Annotated in this window: 20 protein-coding genes; 6 read left to right on the top strand and 14 right to left on the bottom strand. The window is 70.2% G+C overall.

The annotated features are described in order from the left end of the window. Positions 1–61 precede the first annotated feature (61 nt). Complete coding sequence (locus ACEN9J_RS20800; protein WP_413761944.1) at positions 62–1,309, top strand: metallophosphoesterase; 1,248 nt, start codon at positions 62–64, stop codon at positions 1,307–1,309. 9 nt (positions 1,310–1,318) lie between these two features. Here ACEN9J_RS20800 and ACEN9J_RS20795 read toward each other — a convergent pair whose 3' ends face one another. From ACEN9J_RS20795 to ACEN9J_RS20780, 4 genes are all read right to left on the bottom strand, one after another. Then, a complete protein-coding gene (locus ACEN9J_RS20795) occupies positions 1,319–1,837 on the bottom strand; it encodes a polyhydroxyalkanoate granule-associated phasin (RefSeq protein ID WP_413761943.1) in 519 nt (172 codons plus the stop codon). 156 nt (positions 1,838–1,993) lie between these two features. Then, positions 1,994–2,998, bottom strand: coding sequence for a lysylphosphatidylglycerol synthase domain-containing protein (locus tag ACEN9J_RS20790; RefSeq protein WP_413761942.1), 1,005 nt, complete (start codon positions 2,996–2,998; stop codon positions 1,994–1,996). After that, complete coding sequence (gene clsB / locus ACEN9J_RS20785) at positions 2,995–4,266, bottom strand: cardiolipin synthase ClsB (protein WP_413761941.1); 1,272 nt, start codon at positions 4,264–4,266, stop codon at positions 2,995–2,997. The genes ACEN9J_RS20790 and clsB overlap by 4 nt, the downstream gene beginning before the upstream one ends. Before the next feature lie 14 nt (positions 4,267–4,280). Further along, positions 4,281–5,126 (bottom strand): endonuclease/exonuclease/phosphatase family protein, encoded by an 846-nt coding sequence (locus ACEN9J_RS20780; RefSeq protein ID WP_057591846.1) that lies wholly within the window; start codon positions 5,124–5,126, stop codon positions 4,281–4,283. 249 nt (positions 5,127–5,375) lie between these two features. On the opposite strand from ACEN9J_RS20780, the gene ACEN9J_RS20775 reads away from it, so the two are divergent. Beyond that, complete coding sequence (locus ACEN9J_RS20775; RefSeq protein WP_057591845.1) at positions 5,376–5,813, top strand: hypothetical protein; 438 nt, start codon at positions 5,376–5,378, stop codon at positions 5,811–5,813. 99 nt (positions 5,814–5,912) lie between these two features. Here ACEN9J_RS20775 and ACEN9J_RS20770 read toward each other — a convergent pair whose 3' ends face one another. From ACEN9J_RS20770 to ACEN9J_RS20750, 5 genes are all read right to left on the bottom strand, one after another. Beyond that, positions 5,913–6,479 carry a Spy/CpxP family protein refolding chaperone gene (locus tag ACEN9J_RS20770; RefSeq protein WP_057591844.1) on the bottom strand — a complete coding sequence of 189 codons (567 nt, stop codon included), beginning with the start codon at positions 6,477–6,479 and terminating at the stop codon, positions 5,913–5,915. Positions 6,480–6,630: 151 nt separating this feature from the next. Next, complete coding sequence (locus ACEN9J_RS20765; RefSeq protein WP_413761940.1) at positions 6,631–7,704, bottom strand: flavodoxin family protein; 1,074 nt, start codon at positions 7,702–7,704, stop codon at positions 6,631–6,633. A gap of 92 nt (positions 7,705–7,796) precedes the next feature. Next, the gene (locus tag ACEN9J_RS20760; RefSeq protein WP_413761939.1) at positions 7,797–8,696 is read right to left on the bottom strand and encodes a pirin family protein; all 900 of its coding nucleotides are present in this window, start codon (positions 8,694–8,696) and stop codon (positions 7,797–7,799) included. Positions 8,697–8,748: 52 nt separating this feature from the next. Beyond that, on the bottom strand, positions 8,749–9,312 hold the full coding sequence (locus ACEN9J_RS20755; RefSeq protein WP_057591841.1) for a hypothetical protein: 564 nt from the start codon (positions 9,310–9,312) through the stop codon (positions 8,749–8,751). Next, positions 9,309–10,778 carry a carotenoid oxygenase family protein gene (locus ACEN9J_RS20750; protein WP_296733135.1) on the bottom strand — a complete coding sequence of 490 codons (1,470 nt, stop codon included), beginning with the start codon at positions 10,776–10,778 and terminating at the stop codon, positions 9,309–9,311. The genes ACEN9J_RS20755 and ACEN9J_RS20750 overlap by 4 nt, the downstream gene beginning before the upstream one ends. 131 nt (positions 10,779–10,909) lie before the next feature. Between ACEN9J_RS20750 and ACEN9J_RS20745 the strand changes: the two genes are divergently transcribed. After that, the gene (locus tag ACEN9J_RS20745; protein WP_413761938.1) at positions 10,910–11,614 is read left to right on the top strand and encodes a TetR/AcrR family transcriptional regulator; all 705 of its coding nucleotides are present in this window, start codon (positions 10,910–10,912) and stop codon (positions 11,612–11,614) included. A gap of 10 nt (positions 11,615–11,624) precedes the next feature. On the opposite strand, the gene ACEN9J_RS20740 is transcribed toward ACEN9J_RS20745, so the two are convergent. The 5 genes from ACEN9J_RS20740 to ACEN9J_RS20720 are packed head-to-tail and all read right to left on the bottom strand — an operon-like array spanning position 11,625 to position 17,249. After that, positions 11,625–12,371 carry a GNAT family N-acetyltransferase gene (locus ACEN9J_RS20740; RefSeq protein ID WP_413761937.1) on the bottom strand — a complete coding sequence of 249 codons (747 nt, stop codon included), beginning with the start codon at positions 12,369–12,371 and terminating at the stop codon, positions 11,625–11,627. After that, complete coding sequence (locus ACEN9J_RS20735) at positions 12,368–13,648, bottom strand: biosynthetic peptidoglycan transglycosylase (protein WP_412179277.1); 1,281 nt, start codon at positions 13,646–13,648, stop codon at positions 12,368–12,370. The genes ACEN9J_RS20740 and ACEN9J_RS20735 overlap by 4 nt, the downstream gene beginning before the upstream one ends. Before the next feature lie 5 nt (positions 13,649–13,653). Then, positions 13,654–14,220: a hypothetical protein gene (locus ACEN9J_RS20730; protein ID WP_413764584.1), complete on the bottom strand. Its 567-nt coding sequence runs from the start codon at positions 14,218–14,220 to the stop codon at positions 13,654–13,656. A gap of 4 nt (positions 14,221–14,224) precedes the next feature. After that, a complete protein-coding gene (gene xrtQ / locus ACEN9J_RS20725; protein ID WP_413761936.1) occupies positions 14,225–15,160 on the bottom strand; it encodes an exosortase Q in 936 nt (311 codons plus the stop codon). 16 nt (positions 15,161–15,176) lie between these two features. Next, positions 15,177–17,249 (bottom strand): VIT and vWA domain-containing protein, encoded by a 2,073-nt coding sequence (locus ACEN9J_RS20720; RefSeq protein ID WP_413761935.1) that lies wholly within the window; start codon positions 17,247–17,249, stop codon positions 15,177–15,179. Positions 17,250–17,436: 187 nt separating this feature from the next. On the opposite strand from ACEN9J_RS20720, the gene creD reads away from it, so the two are divergent. From creD to ACEN9J_RS20705, 3 genes are read left to right on the top strand one after another with little or no spacing between them, the layout of a single operon-like run. Further along, positions 17,437–18,885, top strand: a complete 1,449-nt coding sequence (gene creD / locus ACEN9J_RS20715) for a cell envelope integrity protein CreD (protein WP_413761934.1) — start codon at positions 17,437–17,439, stop codon at positions 18,883–18,885. Then, positions 18,882–20,198: a glycoside hydrolase family 3 N-terminal domain-containing protein gene (locus ACEN9J_RS20710; protein ID WP_413761933.1), complete on the top strand. Its 1,317-nt coding sequence runs from the start codon at positions 18,882–18,884 to the stop codon at positions 20,196–20,198. The genes creD and ACEN9J_RS20710 overlap by 4 nt, the downstream gene beginning before the upstream one ends. A 13-nt stretch (positions 20,199–20,211) precedes the next feature. Next, on the top strand, positions 20,212–22,596 hold the full coding sequence (locus ACEN9J_RS20705; RefSeq protein WP_057591833.1) for a penicillin-binding protein 1A: 2,385 nt from the start codon (positions 20,212–20,214) through the stop codon (positions 22,594–22,596). The last annotated feature ends 35 nt before the right edge of the window (positions 22,597–22,631 follow it).

Genomic DNA, 22,631 nt, shown 5'->3' with positions numbered 1-22,631 from the left:
GCACGGCACCCGCTATCCGGGCATGCTGCGCTATTGAAAAAATAGCGTTACGGCGACTTGAATGCACGGCATGCGCCTTGCAGATGGCGTGTCCCGGGCAGTGCCCGAACCCATTGCCCCGATGCCGATCCGTCCCCTGAGCGTGCTGACCGCGCTCCTGCATGCCTATATCGCCCTGCGTCTGCTGCCCGCGGCCGCGGGGCTCACGCCGGCCTGGCCGATCGGCCTGCTGGCGCTGGCGGTGTCGGCGCTGACCATCCCGCTGCCCTTCCTGTCGCGGCACGCGCCGCGCAAGAAGCCGCTGCACGCCGCGCTGCAATGGACCGGCCTGCTGAGCATGGGCTGGTTCTCGTCGCTGTTCGTGCTGACGCTGGCGCGCGACGCCGGCCTGCTGCTGGCCTGGATCGCGCAGCGCGTGGCCGGCCTCGCGGTGCCGTGGGACACGCTGCGGCCCTGGAGCGCGCTGGCCGTGTTCGGGCTGGCCACGCTGGTCTCGCTGATCGGCTTCGTCAATGCGCGCCGCACCGCGGACGTGAAGCACGTCGACGTGCCGATCCGCGGCCTGCCGGCCGCGCTCAAGGGCTTCACGATCGTGCAGCTCAGCGACATCCACGTCGGCCCGACCATCCGCAACAGCTACATCCAGCGCATCGTCGACGCGGTGAACCGGCTCGGTGCCGACGCGATCGCGATCACCGGCGATCTCGTCGACGGCACCGTGCCCGAGCTGCGCGAGCACATCGCGCCGCTGGCGGGGCTGCGTGCGCGCCATGGCACCTTCGTGGTGACCGGCAACCACGAGTACTACGCGGGCGCCCATGCCTGGATCGACGAGCTGCGCCGCCTCGGGCTGAAGGTGCTGCTCAACGAGCACGTGGTGCTGCAGACGCGCAACGTGCGCGGCGCGCAGAACGACGAGGAAACCTTCGAGAGCCAGCTGGTGCTGGCCGGCGTGACCGACTACACGGCGGGCCACTTCGACGCCTCGCACGAGAGCGATCCGCAGCGCGCGCTCGACGACGCGCCGCCGCTGGTGCACACGCGCGTGCTGCTCGCGCACCAGCCGCGCAGCGCGCCGAAGGCGGCCGCGGCCGGCTTCCAGCTGCAGCTCTCGGGCCACACGCACGGCGGCCAGTTCTTCCCGTGGAACCTGTTCGTGCCGATGCAGCAGCCCTTCACGGCGGGCCTGCACCGGCTGCAGGACATGTGGATCTACGTGAGCCGCGGCACCGGCTACTGGGGCCCGCCCAAGCGCTTCGGCGCGCCGTCCGAGATCACGCTGCTGACGCTGATGCCCGCGCGCGGCTGAGCGGAGCGCTCAGCCCTCGGCCTGCTGCGCGCCGAGCCGCCGCGCGTTGGCGGTCGCCACCGCGTGGATCGGCTTCAATCCCTCGCTCGCGATGCGCGCCGTGCTGTTCGGCCAGCGCTGGGCCGCGTGCGCGGCGCGCGAGGCGGCGCGGATCAGCGCATCGCCATGCTCGGCCGCCTGCGCCGGCGTCACGCTGCCGGCCAGCGAAAGAAAGGCCGCGGCGCCATGCAGGCACTGCTGGCAGATGCGGCTCGCGAGGCCGATCTGGCTGCTGTGCCATTGCCGCGCCATCGCGAAACCCGAGGCATGCGCGGCCTCGAGCTTCTCGTCGCCCATGCGCCGGAATTCGACCAGGTCGTCGGCACTCGGCGCGAGCCCCGCCTGCGCGATGCGCTCGGTGCGCAGGCGGATCACGGTGCCAGACGACAGCAGCATTTCCTGCGTCTTGAGCGCGAGCTCGGTCCATTCGCGCAGCGGCCATAGCGGCCAAGTCGAAAGGCTGGAAGAGGAAAGAGAAGAGGGCGGCATCGTGGAGAGCGCCGAAACGCCTGCGGAGAAGATTGGTCCACTATAGGCCTGCCGCATGGCAATTGCTGCAGTGCAACAAAAACCTGAGCACATTCCGTGGCGTTTTACAGCTTTGGTGACGAAGTCCTAACCATCGGCCTGAAATTCGCGTAGGCGTCAGGCCGGTGACTTCGGAGGCAGGCCTCGGGCCCGGCGCCCGCGCCGCGCGCGCCACTCGGTCGCGAAATAGGCCAGCGTGGCGACCACCAGCGGCAGCAGGTAGTAGAGGCCGCGGTAGGCGAGCAGGGCGGCCAGCAGCTGCGCCTCGGCCACCTGGTGCGCGAGCAGCGCGACGAACACCGCTTCCAGCACGCCGAGCCCCGCCGGCACGTGGGTGATCACGCCGGCCACCGCGGCCACCAACAGCACGGCCAGCACCTGCGGATAGGCCACCTGGCCCTGCAGCAGCAGCCAGATCACGCCACCGATCAGCGACCAGTTGGCGCACGACAGCAGGAACTGCAGCAGCGCCATGCGCAGGGTCGGCGTGCGCAGCACGTGCCCGCGCACATGCCAGCGCTTCTCGTGCGCGAAGGCGCACACCAGCAGATAGACCGCGGCCAGCACCAGCAGCGCCGCGCCCAGCAGCCGCAACTCCTCGCCATCCACCTTCCATGCCGGCGGCAGGCCCAGCGGCCAGAAGAAGAAGGCGGCACCGGCCACCACGAGGTAGCCGATCCAGTTGGTGAGCATGCTGAAGCCCAGCACGCGCGTGATGGTGTCGTTGCGCAAGCCCAGCCGCGAATAGAGCCGGTAGCGGAAGGCCACGCCGCCCACCAGCGAACCGAGGTTGAGGTTGAAGGCGTAGCTGATGAAGGTCACGCCCATCACGGTGCCGGCACGCAAGGGGTGGCCCGTGAGGTGGCGCCCCAACAGGTCGTAGGTGCTGTAGAGCGCGAAGCTGCAGGCCGCGAGCAGACCGGCGCCGAGCAGCGTCGGCAAAGGCAGCGCGGCGATCGCGTCGCCGACCTCGTGCCAGTCGATGGAACGCGCCTGGTTCACCAGCAGCCAGGCCACGAGCCCGAAGAAGCCCCACACCAGCGTTCGCTTGGCCCAGGGCCACGCGCGGCGCCAGCCGCTGGCGGGCAACGCATGCAGGCGGCCGCCAGCCGCCGTCGTCATGCGGCCTCCGTCGACGCGGGCGCGCCCTCGACGCCGTCGCCGTGGTCACGGCGCCGCCGGTCGCCCATGTCGGTGACTTCCACCGGCTTGAGCCGCGGCACGTGGCGCGGCAGCCAGCCGAGCAGCGAGGGATACCAGCGCATCAGGTGGAAGATGAAGAAGCTGCGCACCAGCCGCCAGCCGCTCCATTCGCTCGCGAGGTCGGCCGTGTCGATCTGCTTGCAACTGTGCTGCATCAGGTGGTCGAGCCGTTCGTGCAGCAGCGCGTTGAAGGCCGTGTCGCGCACCACCACGTTGGCTTCGAGGTTGAGCGACAGGCTCAGCGGATCGAGGTTGCTCGAGCCCACGGTGCTCCAGCGGTCGTCCATCAGCGCGACCTTGCCGTGCAGCGGCCGCTCGCAGTATTCGTAGATGCGCACGCCCGCGTGCAGCAGGTGGTGGTAGAGCATGCTCGCGGCCGTCTTCACGATCGGCATGTCGGGCTCGCCCTGCAGGATCAGCCGCACGTCGACGCCGCGCCGCGCGGCGCGCCGCAGCTCCTTGATCAGGCGATAGCCCGGGAAGAAGTAGGCGTTGGCGATCACGATGCGCTCGCGCGCGCTGCGGATCGCGGCGCGGTAGTGGCGCTCGATGTCGTTGGTGTGGTGGCGGTTGTCGCGCGTGACGAACATCGCTTCCACATCGCCGGCCACCGTGTCGCCCACGGGCGGCGCCTGCCTGAGCCGGCGCCGGAACCAGCCAGGCCCCTTGCCGCCGACCGCGATCGCGCGCAGCGCGAAATGGTGGATCTGCGCCACGATCGGCCCGGCGAGCTCGACCGCATAGTCCTGCTTGGCCTTGGGGCCGAAGTCCATCAAGTGGTCGGCCGAATAGTTGATGCCGCCGACGAAGGCGCGCTCGCCGTCGATCACCACGATCTTGCGGTGCATGCGGCGGAACACGTTCAGGCGCTGGCCGAGGAAGCGATGACCCGGATCGAACACGCGCACCTTCACGCCGGCCTGGCTCAGTTCCTCGAGGAACTCGCGCGAGAGATCGGGCGAGCCGAAGCCGTCGATCATCAGGTCGACCTTCACGCCGCGCCGTGCCGCCTCGCGCATCGCGGCGTGCAGGTCCAGACCCACCTTGTCCTCGAACAGGATGAAGGTCTCGATGACCACCTCGCGTTGCGCGGCGCGGATCGCCTCGAACACGCGCGGAAAGAACTGCTCGCCGTTCTCCAGCAGCTCGATGCGGTTGCCCACGACCCAGGGATTGCCGTTGCTCATGGATGGATGCGCCTTCAGAGATCGATCTCGGCCACCAGCGGCGCGTGGTCGGACAGGTGCGACCAGGGCCGGCGCGGCAGCACCACCGGCGCGTGCACGCCGGCATTGCGCACGTAGATGCGGTCCAGCGGCAGCACCGGGAAGCGCGAGGGGAAGGTCTTGGCCGCATGGCCGTGCGCATGCACGAACACCTCGCGCAACGACGCGCCCTCGGCCAGCGTCGCATGCGCGCGGCCGCGCCAGTCGTTGAAATCGCCCGCCACGATCAGCGGCGCATCGGCCGGCACCTCGTCGCGCACGATGTGGCACAGCAACTCGAGCTGCTGCTGCCGGTGCGCCTCGGCCAGGCCGAGGTGGGCGCAGATCGCATGCACGTCGACCGTGCGGCCCGGCAGGCGCAACACACAGTGCAGCAGCCCGCGCTTCTCGGGCCCGGCCACCGACACGTCGTGGTTGCGGTGGTGCACGATCGGAAACTTCGACAGCAGCGCATTGCCGTGGTGGCCCTTGGGATAGACCGCGTTGCGCCCGTAGGCGAACTGCGGCCACATGGTGTCGGCCAGGAATTCGTAGTGCGGCGCCTCGGGCCAGTTGCTCACGCGGCGCGAATGGCGCGAATGGGTGCCCAGCACCTCCTGCAGGAACACCACGTCGGCGCCCACGGTGCGTACCGCGTCGCGCAGCTCGGGCAGGATGAACTTGCGGTTGAGCGCGGTGAAGCCCTTGTGCGTGTTCACCGTCATCACCTTCAGCGACACCGGCGCGGCGGCATTGCCGGCGGCCGCCACGGGGGCGGGCGGGTTCGCCGCCGCGGCCGCGGGGTCGGTTTCGGTCGAAAAGATCGTCGGTGGAGAGGACATCGATGACGGTTGTACGTGGCCGCATCCACCCCGCCTGTAGGAACGCGCCACCTTCTCTTGGCGCCGTCCGGCCATCCGACGCGCAGGGCCCGCGACACCTGCGCACCCCGACGGCCGGTTCCTACAGGCAGGCCTGTCCCATCCCCACACGGGCCGCGCGGGGCCACTCCTACGGTGACCTCAGGGCGTCGCGAAAGACGTCCGGGATTTCTCACCTACTCACTACCAGAGACAGAAAAGGACCCGACCATGAAACACGCACAGCAACGACTTCTTCGAGCGACCCTGCTGGCCGGCCTGATGGGCGCGGGCGGCTTCGCGATGGCGCAGACCTCCTCGATGCCCGCAGCGCCCGATCCGGCGGTGGGCGGCCAGGCCAGCACGCAGTCCGCCACGGGCGTGGCCAACCCCACCCAGCGCCCCGACGGCTTCGAGCCGGTGTCGCGCGAGGCCGTGAAGGCCGAGGCGCGCGCCCACAACCGCAACAACACCAACACGCTGGTGCCCAAGGGCGAGGCCAGCACCACGATGAACGGCCAGCCGAACATGGTGATGGCACCGACCGGCGAGCAGTCGCGCTGGGAAGTGAGCCAGCAGACGCGCAAGGTGAAGCCGCACTTCGGCCAGCCGGGCGAACGCCCGGCGGTGCCGACCAACCCGACCGAGAAGACCGGCACGCCCAAGTAAACGGGGTCGCCAACGACAAAGGCCCGCGACGCGCGAAGCGTTGCGGGCCTTTTTCGTTCACGACCGGCCGCCAGGACCGGTCATGACGGCGGGAGCGGCTCAACCCTTGGCGGGTTGCGCGTCGTGGCCGCCGCGATGGAAACGGTGGCCGTGGCCGCCGAAGTGCATCGTCTCGGCGTCGAAGGTCTTCTGCTGCTCGGGCGTCAGCGCGGCGTAGAAGGACTTCGTGGCGTCGGCGCGCTTGGCGAACATCGCGCTGCGTTCGGCCTGGCGGGCCTGCATGCGTTCGATGCGCTGCGGCGTGGTCAGCTTGGCGAAGTCGGCGCGGGTCATGCGCTGGCCATCGGGACGCGGGCCGGGCGGCTGCGTCGCGCTGGTGTAGCTGGACCAGGCGCTTTCCTGCGAGGCATTGAGCTTCAGCTTGTCCTTGAGGGCCGCGAGGCGCTTGGCGCGGTGCTCCTGCATGCGCTCGAAGCGCTTGGCCGGGTCCATGCGCTTGTGCTCGGCGCGGGCCTTGCCTTGCGGTGCCGCGCCGTCCGCCTGCGCCACGGCGGCGGTGGGAGCCGCGGCCGTGGGCGCCGGCGTCTGGGCGAAGGCGCCCGACGATGCGAGGGCGGCCGAGCCCAGCAGGCCGGCCCAGAGGATGCGTTGGCGAAGAGAAATCATGAGAGTGCTTCCTTTCGAAGAACCGCCGCCGATGGGCAGCTGGTGAGACGAAGTGTGGAAGCCTTCTGTAACCCGTCGGTGAGCCCTGCGTGAGCCTGCGTAAAGAATGGTGAATGGGCGGCCGCTGGGCTCGCCGATTTCTTCCCGCCGGCTACTTCGGGCGCGGCTTCTTCAGGCCCCGGTCAGGCGACCTGAGCTTGCCGGTACGCAGCTGCCGCACCGCCTGCGCCACCGCGCGCGCGACGTTGCGCACCTCCTCCTGCACGTCGGCATCGGCATCGAGCGTGTCGTGGCTGGTGGCATAGGGCTCGTAGTAGCCGATGTAGCGGTCGAGCTGCGCTGCGTTGCCCGCATCGATCAATCCCATCCAGTCGAGCCAGTCGCAGAGGTTGCGCCGCACGCTCTCGATGCCGGCCACGTCGCCGTGCACCACCACGCCGTAGGCCCGGCCATCGAGGTGCTTGGGATAGCCCCAGCCCTCGAGCTCGAGCGCCTTGGCCTCCTCGGGCTTCTTGCCGTGCGTGCTGGTGGGGTCGGGGTTGCCGCCATCGGCGCACACCAGCCGGTCGATCATCAGCTTGAGCGGGCTCGTGGCCTGGTACCAGTGGGCCGGCGTGAGCACGATCACGCCATGCGCGGCGGTCCAGCGCTCGTAGATCTCGTTCATCCAGTCGCCGGTCTGGCGCAGCGAATGGTTGGGATAGCAGCTGCAGGGCCAGTGGCACAGCGGCATCGCGGTCGAGACGCAACCCTTGCACGGATGGATCTCGCGGCCGTAGTCGGAGGTCAGGAGACTCAGGTCGAGCAGGTCGGTCTTCACGCCGCTGCCCTCGAGCACCTCGCGCGCGATCTGCGTCAGCCGCCATGTCTTGGAGATCTCGCCGGGGCAGGTGCCGTCGTTGCGCGGCGAGCCGTTGACCAGCAGCACGCGCGAATGACTCTGCGGATCGGCCCATTTCGCGTGCGCCGCGTCGATGCGCGCCTTGGCCTCGAGCCAGTCGACCGACAGCTCGTAGTCGGGGTCGGCATAGCCGGGCCCGGCCTTGCGCGTGACGGGCGCCTTGCGGCCCTCTTGATAGGCCTCCCAGGCGATCAGCTCGATGCGCCGCAGCGATTCGGACTCGGCCTGGAAGGCCGGGTCCTGGAAGTCCTGCATGAAGCGTTCGTGGAACTCGGCGCGCTGCAGCGTGGCGGGCGCCTGTCCTTTTCGGATCGTGGGGGGCATGCGGGCAACGTAGAAGCCCCAACCGGCCCCGCGCGCCGCCTTCCACGCCGACACGCGGTAGGCGCAGGCCGCACCGCCGCGTCGGCGCCGGCTCAGCCGAAGCGGCCCTGGCGGAAGTCGTCGACCGCCTGCTTGATCTGCTCGGGCGTGTTCATCACGAACGGGCCGTACTGCACGATGGGTTCGTTCAACGGGTGGCCCGCGATCAGCAGCGCGCGCGCCGGGCTGTGGTTGGTCGAGCCGGCGCGCAGCAGCACGCCGTCGCTGCCGGCCTCGTTCGCGAGGATGGCCATGCGCCGCGTCGGCACCTCGCTGCCCGCGATCCACAGCGATTCGCGGAACACGTAGACCAGCGCGTTGTGCGACGGCGGCAGCGGCTGGGCGAACTCGGCGCCCGGCGGCAGCGTGATGTCGAGGTACAGCGGCTCGGTGCGCTCGCGCCGCACGGCGCCCTCGATGCCGTGGCTCGCGCCGGCGATCACGCGCACGTGCACGCCCTCGGCGGTGGTGAACTCGGGGATCTCGGCGCTCTGGATGTCGCGGTACCAGGGCTCGCGCAGCTTCTCGTCGGCCGGCAGGTTGAGCCAGAGCTGGAAGCCTTCCACCAGGCCCTCCTGCTGCTCGGGCAGCTCGCTGTGCACCAGGCCACGGCCCGCGGTCATCCATTGCACGCCGCCGTTCTCGAGCAGGCCCTCGTGGCCCGCGCTGTCGCGGTGCCGCATGCGGCCGGCGATCATGTAGGTGACCGTCTCGAAGCCGCGATGCGGATGGTTCGGAAAGCCGCCGACGTAATCGCCGGGGTTGTCGCTGCCGAAGGCATCGAGCATGAGGTAGGGATCGAGCCGCTTCTGCAGCGGCTGCCCGAGCACGCGCGTGAGCTTCACGCCGTCGCCATCGCTGGCCGACACACCGGCCACGATGTGGTCGATGCCGCGCGGCGCGGCCACGGGCTCGGTGGGGTGGTGGAGATGATGGTGGTTCGTGTGGGTCATCCGGCCATGGTGGCACCAATGGCCCGACCGCGCCACCCGTGGGGGCGGGCGCTCAGCCCCCGGCCGCGGCCTCGAAGCGCGCGCGCATGTGCTCGGGGTACCACTGCGTGAAGCGGATCGCGCCGACGATGGCCGCGACCGTGACCGCGATGCCCACCCACAGCGGCAGCGAGGGCACGTAGACCATCGCCACGTCGGCCAGCACCATCAGCGCGAAGGCCACGGCCCAGGCGGCGGTGATGACCATGTTGATCAGCTTGAAACCCGGCAACACCCAGATCTCGGGTGGCGTCTGCTCCTTCGCGTACTGCAGGGTGAAGGGCTGGCCGATGGCCATCGAGGCCAGCACCACCAGCAGCAGTCCCGCGTCGACGCGCAGCCGCACGCCGAGCAGCGACCATTCGGTGTGGGTGGCGAGCGCGAACACGGCCAGGCCGCCGAACAGCAGCACGGTGCCGATCTCGAGCACCTTGACCGTGCGCTTGGGCGTGAGCCAGTCGCGCAGCAGCAGCACCGCCGACAGCGCCGCCGCGGCCGAGAGCGCTGGCACCACGCCGAGCAGGCGGTCGCACAGCGCGAAGACGATGAAGGGCGCGAAGGCCAGCAGCATGCTCATGACGACGCTCCGAAGCGGACGGTGGGTTGGGCGTCGGCCAGCGCGCCGGCGCCGGGCACGCTGCCCGCGGCATCGAACCAGTTGCCATGGAAGCCCGCGGGCACGCGGTGCGGCAGCGCGGCGGTGCACAGCGGGCCGTTGGCCACGGCGCGCGCATCGAAGACGGCGAGCTCGCTGGTGTTGGTGGCGCCGCGCCAGATCGTGGCGAGCAGCCAGCCATCGCCTTCCTCGGCCTGCGCCGAGCGCGGCACGAACACGGCTTCCGACATCGTGTCGGGCGCGGGCAGCTTGTAGATGCCGCGCTCGCCGTTGGCATGGTCGACGTGCGCGAGGCCCGCGAAGTTGCGCCGCGCCTCGGCCGGTCCCTCGTCCTCGCGCAGCACGTACCAGCCGTGGCGGTAGGGCAGGCCGGCGAAGCGCTCGTCGATGCGCGGGAATTCGCCGGGGCGCGGATCGAGCACGGTGCGCGTGAACTCGCGCGCCGGGTTCGCGAGCTCGAACTGCCAGCGCACCAGGCGCGCGGGCGGATCGCCCGCGCCGATCGGCGAGCCGTCGGGCCGCGGGAACAGCGGCGGGGTGTCGAACTGCATCACGTCGGCGTACAGGCTGCCGTCGGCCTCCCAGGCATTCATCACATGGAACACGTAGCAGGCCGGGCCGCGCCACCAGACGATGTCGGCGCTGCCGCCACCGCGCGGCATCAGGCCGACGCGGGTGCCGAACTCGGGCTCCCAGGCATAGGGCGGGCGGCCCTGCTGCGCGCGCTCGAGGCTGGCGGTGATCGGCATGATCGGGAACATCACGTGGCCCTCGGTCACCATGAAGTCGTGGACCATGCTGGCATAGGGCGCCTCGAAGCTCTCGAAGCGCGTGACGCGGCCGTCGGCCGCGATGCTGCCGAAGCTCATGCCCGCCGACAGCGGCGCGGGCGTGCCGTAGCCGAAGAACAGCAGCTCGCCGGTGCGCGGATCGGTCTTGGGATGGGCCGTGAAGCTGCCGTGCAGGCGGCCGTCGAGGTCGGTGGCGCCGAGCGTGTCGAGCCCGGGCAAGGTCATCGCGATCGGCAGGTGCGCTTCCTCGAGCGCGAGCATGCGGCCGGCATGGCCGATCACGTTGGTGTTGCCGGTCCCGTCGTCCTCGCGCTTGGGCGCCTCGCCCTCGGTGCTCTGGAAGCCGACGCGGCGCCGTTCCTGTCCTTCGACCGTGGCCTGCCAGCGCTGGGTGCGCACCCAGCGGTTGCGGTAATGCACCGCGCCATCGGCGATGTGGAAGGCATGCAGCATGCCGTCGCCGGCGAACCAGTGGGCGCGCGGGTCGGGCGCCACCGGGTTCGGGCCGTTGCGCACCAGCGTGCCGCGCAGGCCGGCGGGCAGCGTGCCCTGGAGCGGCAGCGGACCGACGTCGGTCTCGAAGTCGATCGGGCCCAGGTTGGAAGGCGGGGCGCTGCGGGTGACGGCATCGTTCATCGGGGTTCCTTCGGATCGTCGGCCGGGGCCGGTGTAGGGGTGGAAAAGCGGTGAGGGCTTATCTTTCCAGTGGAAATATCGTCGAGCCATCCGGTGAAGTCAAGACATTTTTCCAGTGGTAAGATTTTTGGATGCCTGCTGCTTCCCGTTCGCGCCGTTCCCGTTCCACGGAATCGGCCACCGCCGAATCTTCGCCGGCCGCGCCGGCCCGTCGCTACCACCACGGCGCCCTGCCCGATGCCTTGCTGGCCGCGGCCGAGACCGTGCTGCAGCGCGACGGCATCGCCGGGCTCGGCCTGCGCGCGATCGCGCGCGAAGCGGGCGTGTCGCACACAGCGCCCAAGCACCACTTCGGCGACACCACCGGCCTGTTGAGTTCGCTCGCCGCCGTGGGGTTCCATCGCCTGGCCGACGCGATGCGCACCTCGGCGCCCGAAGGTGCCGACGCCAGCGCGCGGCGCAATGCGATCGGCCGCGCCTACGTGCATTTCGCGCACGGAAACCCGGCGCTGTTCGGGCTGATGTTCCGCACCGAGAAGATCGACATGCTGCATCCCGTGCTGGGCGCCGCGGCCGCCGAGGCGATGCGCGTGATGGCCTCGATCATCGGCGGCGCGCCGCGGCTGCCCGACAGCCCGCCCACCTCGCTGAGCAATGCCGAAGCCATGCAGATGACCTCGGCCTGGGGCTATGTGCACGGGCTCGCGGTGCTGCTGATCGACCACCGGCTGCGCGGCATCCTCAAGCTCGCGCCGGGCTTCGACGATCCGCTGGCGCTGGTCGACGCGGCGCTGGACGAGGTGCGCTTCGGGCTGGAACTCGAGCCGCGCGACTGAGCCTGCCGCTTCAGGTCGAAGGCTGCCAGTAGCGGTACTGCCAGCGTGTCTCGAAACCGGCGCGCCGGTACAACGCCAGCGCGGGATCGTTCTGCGCCTCGACCTGCAGGAACACTTTGTCGAACCCCCGCTCGAGCGCCACCCGCGCCAGCCCCGCGAGCACGCGTCCGGCCAGGCCGCGGCCGCGCTGCGCGGCGTCGGTGCGCATGCCGTGCACGCTGGCCCAGCCATGGCCGAAGGCCATCGCGCCCGCGGCCACGGTGCGGCCGCCCTCGCGCACGCTCGCATAGAGCGAGCCCTGGGCACGCGCCAGCACGCGCACGCGGTGGGCGCCGTCCACGGGATCGAAACCCTCGCCGAGGAACAGCGCCGCCCAGGCCTCGTCGGGCGCGGTGTCGACCTCGGCCGGCAGCGCGCCGGCCGGTGCCACGGCCTGCATCCGGCGCAAGGTGGTGGTCTGCACCAGCGTGGGCTTGGCGCCGCGATAGCGCCGGGCCTCGAGCTCGGCGCGCAGGCCGTCGAAGCAGGCGAGATCGGCCAGCCGCAACATGGGCGGAAGCCCCTGTGCGGCATAGCGCTGCTCGATCCGCTCGAGCGTGCCCTCGGCCGCCGGCGCATGGTGCAGCGGCACGGCCGATCGGGCGCGCGAGACCGTGCCGTGGTCGAAGGGCAGCAGCCAGCCCTCGATGTCGCCAAGCGCATCGGGCGACACGGCCGCGACCGTGGCGCGCTCGATCGCTTCGACCTCGGCGCTCATGGATTGGGCTCCGGCGGCGCGAACTTCGCGCTGGCCACGCTCTTGAGCAGCGACTCGCGCTGGTTGCGGCTGATGCCGCGCACGCCTTCGGCCACCCACTTCACGCGGTCGGGATCGATGGCGCCGTCGCGTCGCCACTGCTCGAGCACCGCCTGCGGCTTGTGCAGCATGGCCGCGAGCCAGACCGCCTGCGCGGGCTCGAGGCTGCGCGCGCTACGCTTGAAATAGCGCTTGGCCGCGGCTTCCGCACCGCAGAGGTTGCCGCCCCAGGGCGCGTTGTCGAGATAGAGCTGCAGGATGCGCGCCTTGCCCAGCGTCTGTTCCATCTCGACCGCGTAGAGCAGCTCGCGCAGCTTGCGCTCGGCCGTGCGTTCGCTGCCGGTCGCCAGCAGCTTCGCGAGCTGCTGCGTGAGCGTGCTGCCACCGCGCTTCTGCGCGCCTTCCTTCTGGTTGTTGTCGATCGAGGCCAGGATCTCGGTCAGGTCGTAGCCGGCGTGGGTGAAGAAGCGCTGGTCCTCCGCGGCGATGACCGCGCGCGCGAGCCAGCTGTCGTTGGTCAGCCTGGCCGAGGGGCCGCAGCTGGTGCGCGCGCCCAGCATGGCCTCGGTGCCCAGGCCTTCGACCGTGAACTGGCTGATGGTGGGCAGCACCGAGAAGGTGGCTTCGGGCAGCACGACGTGGCCGCGCAGCGCCAGCGTGCCGCCGATGCGCGCGCGCTGCAGCTCGGGCAGGCCGGGCACCAGCACCGCGTACCAGCGCGCGATCGGCGCGTCCTGGATGTCGACGCTGAGCTGCAGGTTCTTCGGCGCCAGGCGGCCTTCCCACTTGCCGTGCAGCGTGGCGGCGGGATCGCCCGCGGGCGATCCCTGCGGCGTGGCGCCGAGCGTGCCGTTGAGCGTGTTGCCGTCGCGGCGCACCGTGGCCACCAGCTGCTGCACGCGGATCGGCTGCGCGCCCAGCGCCGGCAACTCGACGCTGCATGGCGCGCAATGCAGCTCGAGCAGTTCGTCGGCCGCCTTCCAGGCGAAGCGCACGGTGCCGTGGCCGGTGTCGAGCGAGCGACCGTCGAGCCAGGGCGCGAACCAGGGCGAGGTGGCGATGCGCACCGCGGTCGGCACGCCGGTCTCGAAGGCGAACGGGCCGGCCTTCACCGTGGTGCGCCATTCGCCGGGCGCGGGGGCCAGCGCCAGCTTGACGATCAGGAAGATCGCCACGCCGGCCGTGATCACCAGGGCCAGCAGGCCGAAGAGGAAGAATCGAAGGGTCTTTTTCAGCAACGGGTTCACATCGGTCTCGCCACGGTGACGGCTTGCCACGGTCCGTTCGACCGGCCGCTGGCTGCCGCCCAGTACCAGGCTGAAGTGTCGGTGAAAGCGGCGCCATCGGCGTCGACGATGCGCTCGCAGACGCGTAACTTTTGCCCACCGTGCCGTTGCGCAACAAAACAGCGCCACAAATTCGACTCGCCGGCCTGCACCTGGTGCTCCAGCCGCTCCTGCGCAATGCGGTAGCCGAGCGCGCGGTAGCAGTCCGCCGCCGGATGCAGCATGCGCGTGGGCTGGCGCACCTCTCGCATCACCAGGGTCTGGCGGCCGTCGGTCATGCGGCCGATGGCGCCCGGAAAGCGGTCGGCGAAGCGCTGCTCCACCTCGCTGAGCGCGAGCGGACGCAGCGCGGCGCCCTCCCATTCGCGCGGCCATTCGATCGTGGCCGCCACCGGCTCGGCTTCCCTCGGCGTGCGCAGCGCGGCGGCGGTCGACCACAGGATGCACAGCAGCATGGCGGCGGCGAACAGCGTCTTGTGGCCCATGCGGTTGATGAAATGGTTCGCGAACAAGCGCTCGAACATGCGCTCAATGGGCAGTGTCGACACGGCGGCCTCCCTGGGTGGTGATCAGGCCCGGAACGGGCCGCATGACGAAGTCGAGGCCCGCGCGGCTTCGCTCGCGCGCCATCAGCCGCGCGATGGCACTGCACACCAGCGCCAGCACCGCCAGGCCCAGCGCGTTGTGCGCCCACGGCGCCAGCGGATGGCCGGCGCCCTCGCAGGCGATCAGCACGCTGTTGCGCACGATGTTGCCGGCCAGCACCGCGAGGCCGACCAGCGGCAGCCGGGCCAGGAAGCCACGGTCGGCGCGCCGCGCCCACAGCGCGACGGCGCAGGCCGTGAAGTAGCCGAGCCAGACCATCTGCACGCCCGAGCACGGCGCGTCGACGATCACCATCCGGCCATCGATCAGCAGGGTGCTGCCTTCGCGCACCACCTCGAAGCCCGGAGCCAGCAGCCAGCGGCTGGCCTCGGCCGTCACCACGCGCAACGGATAGCCGGCGTAGAACTGCAGCGAGGACAGCAGCGGCAGTGCCAGCACCGCGAGACCCGCGACCGGCACGGCCGCCACGCGGCGCGGCAGGAAGGCCATGAGGCCCGCCGCCAGCGACAGCACCGCCAGCAAACCGGCCGCGAGCGGCGGCAGCGCGGGCAGGCTGCCGAGGCCGGTGCGCAGCATGGTCGCCGCTAGCGTGCCGGTGCCGGCCAGTGCGAGCCAGCCCAGCCGCGGCGCGGCACGTAACTCGCCGCGGCATTGCCAGGCCAATGCCGCGAGCGCGACCAGCGCCAGCAGCCCGAGTGGATCGTCCGACCCGTCGACCATGCGCCGCAGCATCCAGGCCCAGGTGGGCGCCAGCGCGGCGAACTGCAGGGCCAGCCAGCCGGCGGCCGGAAAACGGTCGATGCGGATGCCCCAATCCACGACGCGTGGATGGCGATGGGCCAGCGTAGCCAGTGACATGGTGTCGTGCCCCCGCTCAAGCCGTGAAGCGGCGCGCATCGTGGCGGCGCGCGCGGCGGCGCAGCATCGCCAGCACCGAGAGCACGACCGCGATCGCGCCCAGCGTCTCGGGCTCGGGGGTGCTCGGCACCTCGGCGCCGAGCGCGCCGCCGTCCACCGCGCTGTCGCTCACGCCCTGTGGCATCGGCAGCGGCTGGTTCACGCTGGCGCTGTCCTGCGGAGCGGCATTGCGCACCACCTTGTCGACCGCGATGAAGCTGGTGTACTGGGTCAGCAGGCTGTACTTGAGGCCGAGCTCGGTGATGCGGTCCTTGAAGGCGGCGCTGCCTTCGAGCGCTTCCTGGTCGCTGAGGCTCTGGATGCGATGGCGCGCCCACAGCGTGCGCAGCGCGGCCGTGTCCTGGCGCGTGCGCGCATCGATGCGCACTTCCTGGCGGTATGGACCCTCGGCACCCTGGCCCTCGACGATCACGCGCCCCCGCGCTTCGCCGCGCCACTTGCCGAACACGATCACCGGGCGTTCGCCCAGCACGTCGGGCAGCGCCTGTGGCTCCACGTCGTACACGTCGAGCCCGCCGAAGGTGGCCTTCACGCTGGTCAGCACCGGCGACTCGACCATGCGGCGGAAGCGCGCGGCCTGCTCGGGCGCCTGCACCGGGTCGGTGATGATGAAGGGCTCGCCCATGCCGGCGCGCGCGATGCCTTCCATCAGGCTGCGGTTGACCGAGGAGCCGATGCCGAAGGCGAACACGTTGGCCTTCGACAGGTTGTTGCGCACCAGTTCGAAGGCCTCGCGCTCCACCGTCACGTAGCCATCGGTCACCACCACCACGGTGCGCGAGACCTTCTCGTCCTTCGGTTCCGCATACACGCGCTTCAGTGCCGGGATCAACTCGGTGCTGCCGCTGCCGTTGAAGTTCTTGATGGTGGCCAGCGCCTGTTCGATGTTGGCGCGGGTCGCGGGCACCGAGGCCGGCGACAGCATCCTGTTGCTGCCCGAGAACAGCAGCACGTTGAAGGTGTCGCTGGGACGCAGGCCGCCGATCAGGCGCTCGAGCACCACCTTCGCGGTGTCGAGCGGGAAGCCATGCATCGAGCCCGAGATGTCGACCACGAAGATGTAGTCGCGCGGCGAGATGGCGCTGGCGGCCACGGCCTTGGGCGGCTCGACCATCGCGAGGAAGAAGTTCTCGGCGTTCTCGCCCTGGCCCTTGTAGAGCATCAGCCCCGATTCGATCTTCTCGCCCGCGAGCCGGTAGTCGAGCACGAAGTCGCGGTTGTCCGCCGGGCGGCCGTCGGCCGCCAGCACGATCTCGGCATGGCGGTCCTCGTCGCTCTTCTTCACCTCGATGGCATGCGTCGCCGAGCGGATCTCCTTCAGGCCCATCGGCGTGTCGATGCTGGCCTTGAGCTGGAAGGCGGTGCCGGCCGCCACGCCCGCGCGCAGCGTGGGCTGGCCGACCCAGGGCGCCTGCGCATTCGAGGACTGTGGGCTGTTGTAGCGCGGGCCCACCACGGTGGGGAACACGAAGGCGTAGTTGCCCGACTGCGGCACCAGCAGCTCGCTGTAGCGCAGTTCCACCTTCACGTCGTCGCCCGGCAGGATGTTGGCGACGTTCATCTGGAACACGTTCGGCAGGTGCTGCTCGAGCAGCGCGGCGGTCTTGCCCTCGCGCTTGGCGGTGTCGTATTCGATCTTCGCCTGCTGCTTCTCGCGGATCTGCGCGGTGATCAGGCGGTCGGCCAGGCGCACGTTGAGGCCGCTCACGGCCGCCTGGGTCGAGCCCGGGAACACGTACTTGGCCTCGATGGGGCGCTGGCCCTCGTTGCGGTAGGTCTGGGTCACCGTCACGTCGGCGATCACGCCCGAAATCTTCACCGAGACCTCGGTGCCCTTGAGCGGCAGCCGGTCGATCGAGGGATCGTCGCTCTTCACGAAGAAATAGGGGCTCTCGGTCTTCAGGCGCGGCGCGGCCGCTTCCTGCGCATGCACGGGATTCAGGCTCAGCGCGACGAAGCCCGCCATCGCGAGGCTCAGTGTCGCCAGCCAGAGCCAGCGGCCGGGTCGATGGGCTAGGGGGGTGTGCATGTCGGGTCCTCTTGTCGGTTGTCGGATGGCCCGCACTGTCGCCAGCCCGCGAGAAGGCAATGGGAAGGCTTCTTGAAGTCCGCCGCGTTGTGTGAAGTCCGCGTGAAGTCGCCGCGCCGCCCCGCTTCACACGGGCTTCGGATCGCGCGGCGAGCATCCGGTCCGTCGTCAACGAGGAGAGAAAAACATGCTGCAACTTCTGAAGGATTCGATGCTGGCCAAGGTGGGCGGGCTGCTGCTCCTGGTGCTGCTGCTGTGCATTCCGCTGGCCGAGATCGACCGCATCAACAACGAGCGCGGCGACAGCCAGCGCGAGGCCGCCGCCGAGCTGGCCGCCACCTACGCGGGCCCGCAGACCGTGGTCGGCCCGCTGCTGCTGGTGCCCTATGTCGAGCGCTGGATGGAGCCGCTGCGCGACGCGCAGGGCAAGGTGATCGGCCAGGAGGCGCGCAGCAAGGAGATGGCGCACGTGGTCTTCCCCGACAAGCTGCACATCGAGGGCTCGATGACGCCGCAGCAGCGCTACCGCGGCATCTTCAAGATCCCGTTCTACACGCTCGACGCCACCCTGTCGGGCGGCTTCGCGGCCTTCGACCCCGAGGCGGTCGCGCACAGCGAGCCCGATTCGAAGATCGAATTCAAGACGCCGCTCGTGGCCTTCAACGTGAGCGATCTGCGCGGCCTCGACGGTTCGCCCGCGCTGACGGTGAACGGCGCCGAACTGCGGCTGCGCCAGCGCGTGCCCGGCCTGCCCGACGATTCCTGGTTCGCCAACGGCATCCACGCGCCGCTCGGTGCCGCGGCGCTGGCCGCCTGGCAGACGCGCGCACCCTTGCCCTTCGAGATGAAGCTGTCGCTGGTCGGCCAGGACACCCTGTCGATGGTGCCGATCGCCGAGGAAACCAGCGCGCACCTGAAGTCGCCCTGGGCCCATCCGAGCTTCGGCGGCCGCTTCCTCGCGGCCCAGCGCGAGGTCACGCCGCAGGGCTTCGATGCGCACTGGCGCGTGTCCTCGCTCGTGAGCTCGGCGCGCGAACAGGTGCGCGCCGACCTCGCGGGCCGCGGCGACGTGGCGGCGGCCTCGGCCAACGGCAACGTGCGCGCCGGCCCGCAGCCCTTCAACCCGCAGAGCTTCGACGTCTCGCTCGCGCAGCCGATCAATGTCTATTCGATGAGCACCCGCGCGGGCAAGTACGGCGCGCTCTTCATCGGCCTGGTGCTGATGGCCGCCTTCATGTTCGAGCTGTTCCGCAAGCTGCGGCTGCACCCGGTGCAGTACGGCCTGGTGGGCCTGTCGATCGCGATCTTCTTCCTGCTGCTGCTGGCGTTGTCGGAGAAGCTGGCCTTCTGGCTCGCCTATGCAGGCGCGGCCGGCGCGAGCGTGCTGCTGCTGGGCATCTACTTCGCCGCCGTGCTCGGCAGCTGGAAGCGCGGCGCCGGTTTCGCGGCCTTCGTCGCGGTGCTGTACGGTGCGCTCTACGGACTGCTGGCCTCCGAGAGCAATGCGCTGCTGCTCGGTGCGCTGCTGATCTTCGGCATGCTCTCGGCGCTGATGCTGATGACGCGCAAGGTCGACTGGTATGCGCTGTCGCGCCGGCCCGAGGCCGCACCGGCGGCCCTCGTCGATCCCACATGAAAGCGCTGCGCGTCGCGCTCGGTGCCCTGGGCTGGCTGGCACTCGCCTTCCTCTGCTTCTGGGCCTGGCACCTGAAGGATCCGCACCTGCGCTTCATGCGTGCCTGGGAAGTACCGCTGCTGCTCGCGCTCGCGGGCAGCGGCGTGGCGATCGTCTGGCGCTTCGCGCGCCGTTCGCTGCGCCCGATGCTGCTCGGGCTGCTGTGCGCGGTGATGCTCTGCAGCGGAGCCGACGAGCTCTCGAGCCGCCAGCGCCGCGCGGAAGTGCTCGCCGCATCGGACGCGCAGGCACGCAGGCTCGGCGCGCACTTCATCGTCGGCTACGAGAACGCCGAGATGCCGATGCTGCGCGAGCTCGCGCGCCACGGCACGATCGGCGGCATCTTCGTGACCGGCCGCAACGTCAAGGGCCGCAGCGCGACGCAGCTGCGCGAGGAGATCTCGAGCCTTCAAGACTTGCGCACGGAAGCCGGCCTGCCACCGCTGATCGTCGCGACCGACCAGGAAGGCGGCGCCGTGTCGCGGCTCTCGCCGCTGATCGAACGCCAGCCTTCGCTCGCCACCCTGATCGATGCCGACGTGCCCGAGAACGAACTCGCGCAGCGCGCCCGTGCCTATGGCGAGCAGCAGGGCAGGGCGCTCGCCGCGCTGGGCATCACGCTCAACTTCAGCCCCGTGGTCGACCTGCGCACCGGCCGCGCGCCGGGCCGCTGGGACCTGCACACCCGCATCGACGAACGCGCGATCTCGGCCGACCCGGCCCTCGTCGCCGAGGTGGCGCGGGCCTACGAGCAGGGCCTCGAAGCGGCCGGCGTGCAAGGCACGCTCAAGCACTTTCCGGGACTGGCCGGCGTGGCCGAGGACACGCACCACGAAGCCGGCTTCCTGCACACACCCACGGCCCGACTTGCAACACATGACTGGAAACCGTTTCAAGAGGTGTCGGCTTCGACACAAGCGGCTGTCATGCTCGCCCATGTGACCGTTCCAGAACTCGACCCCGACCATCCGGCATCGTTCTCGCGCAAAATCGTGCAGTCCGTGATTCGCGGCGCGTGGGGGCACGACGGCCTGCTCATCACCGACGATCTCACGATGGGTGCAGCCTACGACCGGGGCCTGTGCAACGCCACGGTGCGTGCGCTGAATGCCGGCGTGGACCTGCTGCTGGTCGCCTACGACCACGACAAGTACTTCGACGCGATGCACTGCGCGCGGCAGGCCGAACGCCGCGGCGCCATCGACGCCGCCATGCTGGCCGCGAGCGCATCGCGGCTGGCCCGGAACCCGCGCCTGCGCGGACTCTCTCAATAGCAGGACCTCCCTCATGTTCAATCCCTTCAAGCCCCGCTCACCCGACGCCCCCGAACCACCGCGCTGGCAGCGCATCGCCGTCTGGAGCGCCATCGTCGCCGGCTCGGGCGTGCTGGTGCTCGCGGTCGCGGGCGCCGTCGCCATCGCCCTGATCTCGCCGCGCCTGCCCGACAGCTCCGAACTCGCCGACTACCGGCCCAAGCAACCGCTGCGCGTGTTTTCGTCCGACGGCGAGCTGCTCGGCGAATTCGGCGAGGAGCGCCGCAACCTCACGCCCTTCGCGGCGATCCCCAAGGTCATGAAGGACGCGGTGCTCGCCGTCGAGGACGCGCGCTTCTACGACCACGGCGGCGTCGACTACAAGGGCTTCCTGCGCGCGGCGGTGGCCAGCCTCAAGGGCGGACGCAAGCAGGGCGCCTCCACCATCACGATGCAGGTGGCGCGCAACGTCTACCTGAGCTCCGAGCGCACGCTGAGCCGCAAGGCCTACGAGATCCTGCTGTCGCTGCGGCTCGAGCAGCAGCTCAGCAAGGACCAGATCCTCGAGATCTACATGAACCAGATCTACCTCGGCAACCGTGCCTACGGTTTCGCCGCGGCATCGGATGCCTACTTCGGCAAGCCGCTGGCCAACATCACGATCGCCGAGGCCGCGATGCTCGCGGGCCTGCCCAAGGCACCGGGCACCAACAACCCGGTGGCCAATCCGCGCCGCGCCCGCGCGCGCCAGCTCTACGTGATCGACCGCATGCAGGAGACCGGCTTCATCACCGCCGAGCAGGCGGCCGAGGCCAAGAAGGAGGAACTCCACCTGCGCGATGCCGCCGACCCGAACCGGCTGCACGCCGAGTTCGTGGCCGAGACGGTGCGCCAGATGATGCATTCGCAGTACGGCGACAGCATCTACACCAGTGGCATGAAGGTCTACACCTCGCTGGTGGCGGCCGACCAGTCGGCGGCCTACCGCTCGCTGCGTCGCGGCATCATGGACTACGAGCGTCGCCAGCCCTACCGCGGTCCCGAGAAGTTCGTCGATCTGCCCGACGATCCGAAGGAGGTCGACGAAGCGGTCGACGACGCGCTGGCCGAGCATCCCGACAACGGCGACGTGATCGCGGCCGTGGTGCTCGATGCCTCGCCCAAGCAGGTCAGCGCAGTGCGCGCGAACGGTGAGGCGATCGAGATCACCGGCGAAGGCCTGCGGCCCGCGCAGTCGGGCCTGGCGGCCAAGGCGCAGCCCAACATCAAGATCCGCCGCGGCGCGGTGATCCGCGTGGCGCGCACGGCCAAGAACAGCTGGGAGATCACGCAGCTGCCCGAGGTCGAGGGCGCCTTCATCGGCATGGACCCGCGCACCGGCGCGATCAAGGCGCTGGTCGGCGGCTTCGACTACAGCAAGAACAAGTTCAATCACGTGACGCAGGCCTGGCGCCAGCCCGGCTCGAGCTTCAAGCCCTTCATCTACTCGGCCGCGCTCGAGAAGGGCTTCACGCCCGCCACCGTGGTGAACGACGCGCCGCTGTACTTCGAGCCCGGCGCCAACGGCGGCCAGCCCTGGGAACCGAAGAACTTCGACGGCGGCTTCGAAGGCCCGATGCCGCTGCGCACCGCGCTGATGAAATCGAAGAACCTGGTGACGATCCGCGTGCTGCAGTCGATCGGCACCGACTACGCGCAGGACTGGATCACGCGCTTCGGCTTCGACAAGGACAAGCATCCGGCCAACCTGCCGATGGCGCTCGGCGCGGGCTCGGTCACGCCGCTGCAGATGGCCGCCGGCTATTCGGTGTTCGCCAACGGCGGCTACCGCGTCAATCCCTACCTCGTGACGCGCGTGACCGATGCCAAGGACAAGGTCCTGATGGAAACCGAGCCGCCGGCGCTCGACGAAAGCAACCGCGCGATCCCCGCGCGCAACGCCTACCTGATGGACTCGCTGCTGCAGAGCGTGGTGCGCAACGGCACCGGCTTCAAGGCCTACCAGGCGCTCAAGCGCGACGACCTGTTCGGCAAGACCGGCACCACCAACGATTCCTTCGACACCTGGTTCGCGGGCTTCCAGCCCACCATGGTCGGCGTGACCTGGATCGGCTACGACACGCCGCGCCAGCTCGGCGTGCGCGGCGAGACCGGCGGCAGCCTGAGCCTGCCGATCTGGACCGGCTACATGCAGACCGCGCTGCGCGGCGTGCCGGTGGCGCAGCTGCCCGAGCCGCCGGGTCTGGTGCACGTGGACGGCGAACTCTACTTCGACGACTACGCGCCGGGCCGCGGCGTCGCGAGCCTGGGCCTCGAGCCCGAGGTGGCGCCGCAGCCGGTCGAGGTGCTGACCGGCGTGCCGATCGGCGCGCCGCCGCAGCCCGAGGAGCGCAACCGCATCCTGGACTTCTTCCGCTAGGACGGCGGGCGACAAGGGCCGCGCCGGGGTCTCTA

It is taken from the genome of Variovorax sp. Varisp41 (assembly GCF_047325085.1).
Lineage (GTDB): Bacteria > Pseudomonadota > Gammaproteobacteria > Burkholderiales > Burkholderiaceae_C > Variovorax.
This window is presented reverse-complemented; position numbering and strand designations above follow the sequence as displayed.

Coding starts and splice junctions, on each gene's coding strand:
- ACEN9J_RS20800 (WP_413761944.1), top strand. CDS start 62: ATGCACGGCATGCGCCTTGCAGATGGCGTGTCCCGGGCAGTGCCCGAA.
- ACEN9J_RS20795 (WP_413761943.1), bottom strand. CDS start 1,837: ATGCCGCCCTCTTCTCTTTCCTCTTCCAGCCTTTCGACTTGGCCGCTA.
- ACEN9J_RS20790 (WP_413761942.1), bottom strand. CDS start 2,998: ATGACGACGGCGGCTGGCGGCCGCCTGCATGCGTTGCCCGCCAGCGGC.
- clsB (WP_413761941.1), bottom strand. CDS start 4,266: ATGAGCAACGGCAATCCCTGGGTCGTGGGCAACCGCATCGAGCTGCTG.
- ACEN9J_RS20780 (WP_057591846.1), bottom strand. CDS start 5,126: ATGTCCTCTCCACCGACGATCTTTTCGACCGAAACCGACCCCGCGGCC.
- ACEN9J_RS20775 (WP_057591845.1), top strand. CDS start 5,376: ATGAAACACGCACAGCAACGACTTCTTCGAGCGACCCTGCTGGCCGGC.
- ACEN9J_RS20770 (WP_057591844.1), bottom strand. CDS start 6,479: ATGATTTCTCTTCGCCAACGCATCCTCTGGGCCGGCCTGCTGGGCTCG.
- ACEN9J_RS20765 (WP_413761940.1), bottom strand. CDS start 7,704: ATGCCCCCCACGATCCGAAAAGGACAGGCGCCCGCCACGCTGCAGCGC.
- ACEN9J_RS20760 (WP_413761939.1), bottom strand. CDS start 8,696: ATGACCCACACGAACCACCATCATCTCCACCACCCCACCGAGCCCGTG.
- ACEN9J_RS20755 (WP_057591841.1), bottom strand. CDS start 9,312: ATGAGCATGCTGCTGGCCTTCGCGCCCTTCATCGTCTTCGCGCTGTGC.
- ACEN9J_RS20750 (WP_296733135.1), bottom strand. CDS start 10,778: ATGAACGATGCCGTCACCCGCAGCGCCCCGCCTTCCAACCTGGGCCCG.
- ACEN9J_RS20745 (WP_413761938.1), top strand. CDS start 10,910: ATGCCTGCTGCTTCCCGTTCGCGCCGTTCCCGTTCCACGGAATCGGCC.
- ACEN9J_RS20740 (WP_413761937.1), bottom strand. CDS start 12,371: ATGAGCGCCGAGGTCGAAGCGATCGAGCGCGCCACGGTCGCGGCCGTG.
- ACEN9J_RS20730 (WP_413764584.1), bottom strand. CDS start 14,220: ATGTTCGAGCGCTTGTTCGCGAACCATTTCATCAACCGCATGGGCCAC.
- xrtQ (WP_413761936.1), bottom strand. CDS start 15,160: ATGTCACTGGCTACGCTGGCCCATCGCCATCCACGCGTCGTGGATTGG.
- ACEN9J_RS20720 (WP_413761935.1), bottom strand. CDS start 17,249: ATGCACACCCCCCTAGCCCATCGACCCGGCCGCTGGCTCTGGCTGGCG.
- creD (WP_413761934.1), top strand. CDS start 17,437: ATGCTGCAACTTCTGAAGGATTCGATGCTGGCCAAGGTGGGCGGGCTG.
- ACEN9J_RS20710 (WP_413761933.1), top strand. CDS start 18,882: ATGAAAGCGCTGCGCGTCGCGCTCGGTGCCCTGGGCTGGCTGGCACTC.
- ACEN9J_RS20705 (WP_057591833.1), top strand. CDS start 20,212: ATGTTCAATCCCTTCAAGCCCCGCTCACCCGACGCCCCCGAACCACCG.